This window comes from uncultured Caballeronia sp. (assembly GCF_964243625.1).
Lineage (GTDB): Bacteria > Pseudomonadota > Gammaproteobacteria > Burkholderiales > Burkholderiaceae > Caballeronia.
In genome coordinates, this window is the sequence record NZ_CAXTGZ010000185.1 from 1 (window position 1) to 10,241 (window position 10,241).

At 59.7% G+C, this 10,241-nt stretch carries 11 protein-coding genes; 4 read left to right on the forward strand and 7 right to left on the reverse strand.

What is annotated here, in order from left to right; all coding sequences use genetic code 11:
* The 3 genes from secB to ACFFAR_RS14515 all read right to left on the reverse strand — a co-directional run.
* Positions 1 to 397, reverse strand: a 397-nt coding sequence (gene secB, locus ACFFAR_RS14505; protein ID WP_375508044.1) for a protein-export chaperone SecB, incomplete at its 3' end; no start/stop codon positions are given.
* Positions 398 to 488: 91 nt separating this feature from the next.
* Positions 489 to 749: a glutaredoxin 3 gene (gene grxC, locus ACFFAR_RS14510; RefSeq protein WP_056358080.1), complete on the reverse strand. Its 261-nt coding sequence runs from the start codon at positions 747 to 749 to the stop codon at positions 489 to 491.
* A complete protein-coding gene (locus tag ACFFAR_RS14515) occupies positions 746 to 1,171 on the reverse strand; it encodes a rhodanese-like domain-containing protein (protein ID WP_062168841.1) in 426 nt (141 codons plus the stop codon). The genes grxC and ACFFAR_RS14515 overlap by 4 nt, the downstream gene beginning before the upstream one ends.
* Before the next feature lie 212 nt (positions 1,172 to 1,383).
* Between ACFFAR_RS14515 and gpmA the strand changes: the two genes are divergently transcribed.
* The 4 genes from gpmA to ACFFAR_RS14535 all read left to right on the forward strand — a co-directional run bounded on the left by gpmA (position 1,384) and on the right by ACFFAR_RS14535 (position 6,309).
* A complete protein-coding gene (gene gpmA, locus ACFFAR_RS14520) occupies positions 1,384 to 2,130 on the forward strand; it encodes a 2,3-diphosphoglycerate-dependent phosphoglycerate mutase (RefSeq protein WP_062168839.1) in 747 nt (248 codons plus the stop codon).
* A 356-nt stretch (positions 2,131 to 2,486) separates the two neighbouring features.
* Complete coding sequence (locus tag ACFFAR_RS14525) at positions 2,487 to 4,064, forward strand: S41 family peptidase (RefSeq protein WP_062168837.1); 1,578 nt, start codon at positions 2,487 to 2,489, stop codon at positions 4,062 to 4,064.
* A 145-nt stretch (positions 4,065 to 4,209) separates the two neighbouring features.
* On the forward strand, positions 4,210 to 4,968 hold the full coding sequence (locus tag ACFFAR_RS14530; protein WP_174362789.1) for a molybdopterin-synthase adenylyltransferase MoeB: 759 nt from the start codon (positions 4,210 to 4,212) through the stop codon (positions 4,966 to 4,968).
* A gap of 114 nt (positions 4,969 to 5,082) precedes the next feature.
* Positions 5,083 to 6,309 carry an autotransporter strand-loop-strand O-heptosyltransferase gene (locus ACFFAR_RS14535; RefSeq protein WP_174362790.1) on the forward strand — a complete coding sequence of 409 codons (1,227 nt, stop codon included), beginning with the start codon at positions 5,083 to 5,085 and terminating at the stop codon, positions 6,307 to 6,309.
* Here the strand turns inward: ACFFAR_RS14535 and ptsP are convergent.
* From ptsP to gshB, 4 genes are all read right to left on the reverse strand, one after another.
* The gene (gene ptsP, locus ACFFAR_RS14540; protein WP_172811903.1) at positions 6,297 to 8,057 is read right to left on the reverse strand and encodes a phosphoenolpyruvate--protein phosphotransferase; all 1,761 of its coding nucleotides are present in this window, start codon (positions 8,055 to 8,057) and stop codon (positions 6,297 to 6,299) included. The two genes, ACFFAR_RS14535 and ptsP, sit on opposite strands and share 13 nt — an antisense overlap.
* Positions 8,058 to 8,240: 183 nt before the next feature.
* Positions 8,241 to 8,510 (reverse strand): HPr family phosphocarrier protein, encoded by a 270-nt coding sequence (locus ACFFAR_RS14545; protein ID WP_060817338.1) that lies wholly within the window; start codon positions 8,508 to 8,510, stop codon positions 8,241 to 8,243.
* Positions 8,511 to 8,560: 50 nt separating this feature from the next.
* Entirely contained in the window at positions 8,561 to 9,049 is a 489-nt protein-coding gene (locus ACFFAR_RS14550; RefSeq protein ID WP_062168831.1) for a PTS sugar transporter subunit IIA, read from the reverse strand.
* A gap of 300 nt (positions 9,050 to 9,349) precedes the next feature.
* Positions 9,350 to 10,241 (reverse strand): glutathione synthase (gene gshB / locus ACFFAR_RS14555; RefSeq protein ID WP_375508045.1); only part of this gene is annotated, 892 nt, incomplete at its 5' end.

A 10,241-nucleotide genomic window follows, 5' to 3' on the forward strand; every position in this document is an offset into this window, starting at 1 on the left:
GGAAGTTGATTTCCGCGAGGTGGATCGGCGGGAAACCGGCGCGCGTGATGGCGTCAGCAATGTTCGAGCGCAGGTACGGAAACAGGATGGTCGGGCAAGCAATACCGACGAGCGGATCGATCTGGTCAGCCGGGATGTTGCGGATATCGAAAATGCCGGCTTGCTTCGCTTCGATCAGGAACGCGACCTTGTCCGACACCTTCGCGGTCACGGTGCCCGTCACCAGCACTTCGAACACGCTTTCTGCCAGGCGCTCGGCCTTCACGTCCACTTCCACTTCCACCGACGGCATGTCCTGCTCGAGGAAAATTCCCGGCGAATTGGGCTGCTCGAGCGACATATCCTTCAAGTAGATGCGCTGGATGTTGAAGAACGGTTGGTTGTTGTCGTCAGACATGTTGATTCCCTTGATTATTTAAAGTGCAGCCCGCGGCGTTTCCGGTTTTTCCGGATCGATGCCACGGGCTGCTTTGCTGCCGGCAATGCGTTCAGGCCGCTTCGAGCAGCGGCATCAGGCCGCCTTTGCGGTCGAGCGCTGACAGATCGTCGTACCCGCCGACATGCGTTTCGCCGATAAACACCTGCGGCACCGTCCGTCGGCCCGTACGCGTCATCATTTCTTCACGTTTTGCAGGATCACGGTCGATCAGCACCTTCTCGACATTTTCCACGCCGCGCGACTTTAGTAGACGTTCGGCCATCTGGCAATACGGGCACACTTGCGTGCTGTACATGATTACTTTGTTCACTTTAGGGCTCCTTGTTTCACGACCGGCATGCCAGCTTTTTGCCAGGCATCCAGTCCGCCTTGCAATACATGGACCTCGGCGTAGCCTGCATCGCTCACAATCTGGCTCGCCTTCTGGGACTGTTGCCCGGTCTGGCAAACGAGCAAGACCGGATTGCTCTTATTCTTGGCGATTTGGCCAACTTTTGCTTGGAGCTCCGCCAAACCAAAGTTTTTCGCGGCTGGAATGTGCCCTTGCGAGTACTCGGAGACCGGCCGCAGGTCGATGATCGAGGCGTTGCGCCGGTTGATCAAAAGGACCGCGTCGGCCGGTGAAACGGCGCCGCGGCCGCGCCGCATAAGCGTTGGCCACAGCAGCAACCCGCCCGAAATGAGGAGGACGGCGATAAGTACAAGGTTGGTGTAATCGGTGAAAAACTTCACTTCGGGACCGCCGGATTGGGAGTGTGGAGAAAAGAAAAGCCGTAAAAAAATCAGGACAATCCAGCCATTATAAAATAACCGTTCTCCGTAAAGGCATCGGCCGATCGGCTGAGTTGCGCCGAAGCGCGTTGCCGCACAAAATCGATGCCAGTTTTCCGCTTCTTGCTGCTTCTTAACAGGCTTCCCAACTAACCGACCTCTAAACGGACATCATGTACAAGCTAGTGCTCATCCGCCACGGCGAATCCACGTGGAACAAGGAAAACCGATTCACAGGCTGGGTCGACGTCGACCTGACGGAACAAGGCGTCCGCGAAGCGCAGCAAGCCGGCGTGCTGTTGAAAGAAGCGGGTTTCAGTTTCGACATTGCGTACACCTCGGTGCTCAAGCGCGCAATCCGCACGCTCTGGCACGTGCAGGATCAAATGGACGAGATGTATCTGCCCGTCGTGCATTCGTGGCGGCTGAACGAGCGGCACTACGGTGCGCTCGCGGGATTGAACAAGGCTGAGACAGCGAAGCAATACGGCGACGAGCAAGTGCTGGTCTGGCGCAGAAGCTACGATACGCCGCCGCCGGCTCTCGATCCGTCGGACGAACGCACGTCGTTCAACGATCCGCGCTATGCGAAAGTGCCGCGCGAAGAGCTGCCGCTGACCGAGTGCCTGAAAGACACGGTCGCACGCGTGCTGCCCATGTGGAACGAGTCCATCGGACCGGCCGTCAAGTCGGGAAGACGCGTGCTGATCGCAGCGCATGGAAACTCCATGCGTGCGCTGATCAAATATCTGGATGGGATTTCAGACGACGATATCGTCGGATTGAATATCCCGAATGGCGTGCCGCTCGTTTATGAACTCGACGAAAACCTGAAACCGATCAAGCACTATTATCTCGGCGACCCCGATGCCATAGCGAAGGCGCAGGCTGCAGTCGCAAAGCAGGGGAAGGCAGGATAAGCGGGCTTTCCGCCCAAATCCCAAGCCTGACCGGCAGACGATGCGAGATCAACCACGCTCGAATCGTCTGCGAAGCTGTTTGGATACTTGCCAAGGCCCATTCGACATCTCTGGTTGAGACGATTCATACTGGCCTCCATAAATCTTCATCAGGTCTTTTTGCTGAAGTCCCATAAGCCGGGCCCGACATTTGCGCAGGGATTACCGCTTTAATAAACCGCGGCTTCGAAAAGAATTTACCCACCATGCCGGCGGACGCCGTTTAAGCTGCGTTTAAGTCGTGGTCCGGGGCTTGCAGTTATACTGCCCAGTCAACCACGACGCAGCCTAATCCGCTTCCGACCGCAACAGACTCTATGCGAAAGAACCTGAAAAACATCGGCCTGATCGCCGCGGGCCTTGCTACCGGCGCATTTGCCACGCTGCAACTCTCCGCATCTGCCCAGCAAGCCGCTACCGCGCCTCTCCCGCTAGATCAACTGCGGTTGTTTGCCGAAGTCTTCGGGCAAATCAAGCATGAATACGTCGAACCGGTCGACGATAAAAAACTCCTCACCGCCGCCATCAAAGGCATGGTGTCGAGCCTCGACCCGCACTCGTCGTATCTCGACAAGACCGACTACGAAGAGTTGCAGGAACAGACCAAGGGCCGGTTCGCCGGGCTCGGTATCGAGATCTCGTCGGAAGACGGACTGATCAAGGTGATTTCGCCTATCGAAGACACGCCGGCGTTTCGCGCCGGCATTCGTCCAGGCGACCTGATCACGCGTATCAACGACAAGCCGGTGCGCGGCATGACGCTCGACAACGCCGTCAAGCAAATGCGCGGCGATCCGGGTACCAAGGTTACGCTGACCATTTTCCGCAAGACCGACGACCGGACGTTCCCGATCACGGTCACGCGCGCGCTCATTCGCGTGCAAAGCGTGAAGATGAAGATCCCGGCGCCCGGTTATGGCTACATCCGCATCACGAGCTTCCAGGAGCGCACGGTGCCTGATCTCGCCGCGAAGCTGCAGGATCTCGCGCGTCAGCAGCCCGACCTGAAGGGTCTCGTGCTCGACCTTCGCAACAACGGCGGCGGCCTGCTGCAAAGCGCCGTCGGCGTGGCCGGAGCGTTCCTGCCGGACAATGCGGTGGTGGTGTCCACCAACGGCCAGATTGCGGACGCGAAGCAGACTTTCCGCGATACGTACGACAACTATCGCTTGCCGTCATTCGACTCCGATCCGCTGAAGAACCTGCCGGAAATCTTCAAGAAGGTGCCCATGGTCGTGCTGACCAACGCGTATTCGGCGTCGGCCTCGGAGATCGTGGCGGGTGCGCTGCAGGATCATCATCGTGCGTTGATCGTCGGCAAGACCACGTTCGGCAAGGGTTCGGTGCAGACCGTCCGGCCGATGACCGCGGACACCGCGCTGCGCCTGACTACCGCGTACTACTACACGCCGAGCGGCAAGTCGATTCAGAACAAGGGCATCCGTCCTGACGTTCCGGTCGATCAATACGCGGAAGGCGATCCGGACGACGCACTCGTGACGCGGGAAGTGGATTATTCGAACCACTTGGCGAACACGCAGGACCCGAACGAGAAGAAGGAACAGGAAGCCCGCGAAGCAGACCGGCTCGAGCAACTGCGGATTCTTGAAGAGCAGAACGACAAGAAGACGCCTGAGCAGCGCCGGAAGGATCGTGAGAGAAAGCCTGTCGAGTTCGGCAGTGCGGACGACTTCATGCTTGCCCAAGGCCTGAACAAGCTTGAAGGCAAACCGGTTCAGGAGTCGAAGTCGTACTCCGAGCGCAAGCTTGCGCAGGACAAGCCGACGCCATCGGCATCCGCTCCGATCGCGGTGCAGCCGGCCTTGCCGGCAACGCCTGGATCGGACGCTGCGGCGCCTGCTTCGGCGCCCGTGCCGGCATCGGCTACGCAGTAAGATTTTCGGCCAGCCAGATCAAACGCCGCCCCATGTGGGCGGCGTTTTCGTTTCTGCCTTGCCGGGTTTTCCTGCCTTTGCTGCCTCGCGCTTAAAATAGGCGCTTCCTGACCGCCGCGCCGGTCATTGCCCACTCGAGCGCCCGATGAACGACGATCAGCTTCTCCGCTACTCCCGCCATATTCTCGTCGATGAAATCGGCATCGAAGCGCAACAACGCTTTCTGTATGCGCACGTGATGATCATTGGCGCAGGCGGCCTTGGCGCCCCGGCGGCGATGTACCTGGCGGCGGCGGGTATCGGCGAGATGACGCTGGTCGATGCCGATACCGTCGATCTCACCAATCTCCAGCGCCAGATCGTCCACGCCACGGCATCCGTGGGTGAACCCAAGGTGGACTCGGCGCGCAAGACGCTCGCCGCGCTCAACCCCGATGTCAAGGTGAACGCGGTCGCCACGCGCGCCGACGCGCAATGGCTGAACGACAACGTCCCGCACGCGACTGTCGTACTCGATTGCACCGATAACTTCGCCACCCGCCACGCCATCAACGCGGCCTGTTACGCGCATGGCGTGCCGCTGATCTCGGGCGCCGCGCTCCGCTTTGACGGCCAGATCAGCACCTTCGATTTTCGCTCCGCGCAATCGCCGTGCTACGCGTGCGTGTTCCCGCCTGACGACGCGTTCGAAGAGGTGGCCTGCTCGACCATGGGCGTCTTCTCGCCGACGGTCGGCATCATCGGCACGATGCAGGCGGCGGAGGCGCTGCGTCTGATTGGCGGCTTCGGCACGACATTGCAAGGACGCCTGATGATGCTCGATTCGCTGCGCATGGAGTGGAACACCATGCGCATTGCAAGGCAGGCGGACTGCCCTGTTTGCGGATCACATACGGCGAAATAGTGCCTTTCGCGCGTCGCCTGCATGCGTTGTCTCAAATTTAAGATTCCTCCAATTTAGCTGATGGTTCGGCTGCCTTATCGTGGCTGCTGAACCTTAAAGCGATTGGAGCAACACGTGAGTGAGACAGCAAGCCAAAGCACGCAGCGCGGCCGGAATGAAACTGAATTTGCACGCCCGGGCCCACCGGCACTGAGCGGCGCCGAAGGAGTCCGCTTCGACTTCAACTATGGATGCCGAGTGCAAGTGCCGGTGGATGGCTGGCGCGTTCGCATGATCGACCTGGACACGTTCAACGTCGTACTTGACGAAGCTGTGGAAGCCAACTCAATAGTCACGAGCCGACGCAAATATTTCGTGCGTTTCCTGCTAGAAGTGTTTGACGGTCAGCGCCTCGTCTTCTCCCACACCTTCAATGCGGCCAACAAGAAAGTGGCATTACGCATGGCGCCGCTTGCGCTCGGCGATTCGATTGCGTGGATGCCGGTCATCGATGCATTTCGCGAGCAGCACAATTGCGAACTGCACATGCCGCTGGGGCCGCATCTGCAGCCGCTTTTCCGCGAGGGTTATCCGCGTCTGCATATTGAAACCGACGAAGAACTGAACAGTCAGGCGGATACGTTCTACGCTACGTACTACATCGGTCTGCTCAAGCCATTTTCAGAGCGCGATCATCAACCGACCGACCCACGCGTGAGCAACATGCAGGACATGATTGCCTACCTGCTCGGCGTGCCTTGCGAGGAACGCCGCCCGAACGTGGTCATCGCCGATAAATCCCGCCCGATCAAGGAGCGTTATGTTTGCATCGCGACGCAATCGACTGCGCAATGCAAGTACTGGAACAACCCGCGCGGCTGGCCAACGTTGATCGCGCATTTGCAAACACTCGGCTACCGCGTCCTGTGCATCGATAAAGAGCAGTCATACGGCAACGCCGAATACATGAACACGATGCCCGAAGGCGCCGAGGATTTCACCGGCAACCGGCCATTGCAGGAACGTTTGAGCCTGTTGAATCACGCGGATTTTTTTATCGGACTGGGAAGCGGGTTGTCGTGGCTCGCGTGGGCCGCGGGCACGCCCGTTGTGATGATCAGCGGGTTTTCGCATCCATCGACGGAATTTCGCACGCCGTATCGCGTGATCAATTTTCATGGCTGCAATAGCTGCTTCAACGACACGACCGCCGAGTTCGAAGCCACGGACTTCGCGTGGTGCCCCCGCCGCGCGGACAGGGCGCAGCGGTTCCAGTGCACGTCGATCATCACGCCTGAATTCGTGATGCGCGTGGTGGACAAGCTGATAGCCGACAAGAAACTGCTGGCTCAAGCCTTCTGAAGCACCGCCAGGGCCGCAAGCAATTCCGCGGGTTCATACGCTGCAAGCACGTCCGCGACGGGCTTGTTCAAGGCCTTCAGATCCGCGCGCAGGATCTCCTGCTTGACGACCAGCAACTGACTGGGGTGCATCGAAAATTCGGTCAGCCCCATGCCGAGCAGGAGGCGCGTCACGCTCGGGTCGCCGGCCATTTCGCCGCACACTGAAACTGGCACGCCTGCGGCTTTCGCTTCGCGCAACGTGAACGCGATCAAGTGCAGCACAGCGGGGTGCAGCGGATCATAAAGATGCGCTACAGCGTTATCCGCGCGGTCGATGGCAAGCGTGTACTGGATCAGATCGTTTGTCCCGATCGACAGGAAATCGAGCCGCTTCAGGAACAGGCGCACCGCAATTGCCGCGGCTGGAATCTCGATCATCGCGCCGACCTGCACATTGCGGTCGTATTCGATACCGGCGCTGTCAAGCTGACGCTTCGCTTCGTGGATCAGGTCGAGCGTCTGGTCGATCTCCTGCGCGTGCGCGAGCATCGGGATCAGGATCTTCGCCCGGCCAAACGCCGATGCACGCAGGATGGCGCGCAGTTGCGTCATGAACATCTGCGGTTCGGACAGGCTCCAGCGGATCGCGCGCAAGCCGAGCGCCGGGTTTTGCGCGGTCTCGTAGCCGTCGCCGCTGCTCATCGATTCAAGCGGCTTGTCGGCGCCGACATCGATTGTCCGGATGGTCACCGGCCGGCCGTTCATCAGTTCGATGGCCCGTTTGTAGGCCTCGAATTGCTCCTCTTCCTCCGGCCGCTCGTCCTTGTGGTTCATGAACAGGAATTCGCTGCGGAACAGGCCGACGCCCATTGCGCCGGCATCGAGCGCGGTCTTTGCGTCGTCGGGCAACTCGATGTTCGCGCACAAGTCGATCTTCGTGCCGTCGAGCGTCTGCGTGGGCGAGAACTTGAGGCGCTGAAGCTTCCTCTGTTCGAGCACCTTCTCGCTTTGCCGATACGAATATTCTTCGAGCACGATCGGCGCGGGATCCACGATCACAATGCCGTGATCGCCGTCCACGATGATCAGATCGTTCTGCCGGATCAACGCGCTCGCCTGCTGCACACCTACCGATGCCGGAATGCCCAGGCTGCGCGCCACGATCGCCGTGTGCGACGTGCGTCCGCCCAGGTCCGTGACAAAACCCTTGAACGCCTGCGTCTTGAACTGCAGCATGTCGGCCGGCGCAATGTCATGCGCGACCACGATCATGTCGTTGTGACCGTTGGTTGCGGCGCCATCGACCACGAGCGTCGCCGTGGACGGAGCGCCCGCCAGCGCCTTCAACACGCGTTCGACGACCTGCTGGATATCAGCCTTGCGTTCGCGCAGATATTCGTCTTCGATATCGTCGAAATGGCGGCTCAGTATCTCAAGCTGCTCGGTGAGCGCCCATTCCACGTTGTATCGGCGGGTCCGCACCAGATCGATGGTTTCGTGAACGAGCATGGCGTCGTTCAGGATCATGGAATGGACGTTGATGAAGGCGCCCATTTCGCTGGGGGCATCGGCCGCGAGGTCCTCACGCAGCGCGTCGAGCTCCGCGTGGACCTGCGCCTGGGCTGCGTGAAAGCGTTCGATCTCACCGTCGATACGATCCGGCTCGACGAGGTAATGGTCGACATCCAGCGCGGCGGCCGCGATCAGATACGCACGGCCAATGGCAATGCCGCGGGAGACTGGGATTCCATGCAGCGTGAACGACACGCGCACCTCTCTGGTTAGGGTGGATCGCGGTTGCGTCGTATTTGCAGGCTGGCGATGCCCGAACATACGATTGCGCGCCTCATTATAAATTCGAACGCGGTCCCTCACCGTTTGCGCTGCAGCAACGCATAAAAAAAGCCGCGTTGGAACGCGGCTCTCTTCAAAACATCTTCGATGACAAACTCATTGGCCTTCGCCAAATTTGTCGGCGATCAAGGCGAGAACGGCCTTCATGGCCTCGGCTTCGTCGGCGCCCTCGGTTTCGATCGTCACCGTGCTGCCGATTCCCGCCGCCAGCATCATCACTCCCATGATGCTTTTTGCGTTGATCCGGCGGCCGTTGCGGCTCATCCAGATCTCGCATTGAAAACTTCCTGCCAGTTGTGTGAGCTTCGCTGAGGCACGCGCGTGCAGACCCAGCTTGTTCACAATCGTTGTTTCTTGTTGCAGCATGATGCTCCGGGCGCTAGGTGAAAGGGCTGACTCGTGCAGGTGCCTTGGTTTTAATGACTGACTACTTTTTCCGGTTCGCTGGCAACCGCCGCCGATTTCACCGCACAACTCGCCGCTGCAGCGGCGCTCGCCATTGCGCAAGGATTTGCAGGTGTCGACGCGTCCAGCTCCTGAATGCCCTTCGATCCACCCTGGAGCGACTTTTCGGCCATCGTTTCCAGTGGCGTGGTCCGGTAGCACACGGCGCGCACGAGCATGGGCAGGTTGACGCCGGCCAGCACGCGAACCGTGTCGCTTGCGAGGCTCTGCGCAATGTTCGCGGGCGTTGCGCCGAAAACATCGGTGAGAACGATCGCGCCGTTCTCTTCCTTCAGACGGTCGATCTCGGAGCGCGCGAACGCACGCACCTCTACAGGATCGCAGTCCGGCATCACATCGATCACGCCGATGCGCGCGGGCAAACCGCCGTAAATGTGGGAAATGCACTCACGTAGCGCCGAAGCGAAAGGTGCGTGAGCAATGATCAGAATGCCAGCCATATCAGAGTGTGCTGCCCCAAAACGACGAGATACGTCGGAAATCGTGGGAACTTGCTGTTATATGCGCGCAATTAAAAAGCGACCGCAAACATCGATCCGGATGCAAAAGCGTCGAAAAGCCCGCATGTTGCAAGCTTAGTCGGATTTTGCACTCTTGCGCAGCGCAATATGAAACACGTTGCGGCAAATTCTCACTTTCAATTTCGGGGCCGGATCGCACCGCGAAACGAATCTCATGAGTGGCAGATTGTAGCAGTCCGGACGGATTCAACTGCCCGGCTGCCACTTTGACAGGCACCTCTAAATTGCAACAGCACGCTCCAGTGCATCGATAAACATTCCCGCCACATCGAACCCGGTCTGATCCATGATCTCGCGGAAGCACGTCGGGCTCGTGACGTTCACTTCGGTGAGATAGTCGCCGATGGCGTCGAGCCCGACCAGCAGCAGGCCGCGATTGAACAGCGTCTGCCCCAGCGTTTCAGCGATCTTGCGGTCGTTCTCGGTCAGCGGTTGCGCGCGTCCCAAGCCACCGGCGGCCAGATTGCCGCGTACTTCGTTGCCTTGCGGAATCCGCGCAAGCGAATACGGCACCGGCTGCCCGCCGATGATCAGAATACGTTTGTCGCCATCGGTGATTTGCGGGATGAACTTCTGCGCCATGACGCTGCGCGCGCCGTTGTCGCTCAGCATTTCCACGATCGTGCCGAGGTTCATGCCATCGGCTTTCACGCGGAACACGCCCATGCCGCCCATGCCGTCGAGCGGCTTCAGGATCACGTCGCCGTGCTCTGCGTGGAACGCGCGCAGCCGGTCGGCGTCACGGGTGACCAGCGTCGGCACGACGAATTGCGGCCATTCGCCGATTGCGAGTTTTTCGGAGTGGTCGCGGATTGCCTGCGGCTTGTTGAAGATGCGTGCACCGGTACGCTCGGCCAATTCGAGCAGCCAGGTGGTCGTCACGTATTCCATGTCGAACGGCGGGTCTTTGCGCATCAGAACGGCATCGAACTGCTTCAGATCGCGCAGTTCCGGCGTTGCGGCCGAGTACCACGGCGAACGCGCGGAATCCGCCACGTCGCCGACTATGGACACGCGTTGCACCAACCCTTCGACCTTGCCCGACACCCAGGCCAGGTGCTGCGGCTCGCACGCGTAGATCGTGTGTCCGCGACGCGCGGCTTCGGCCATC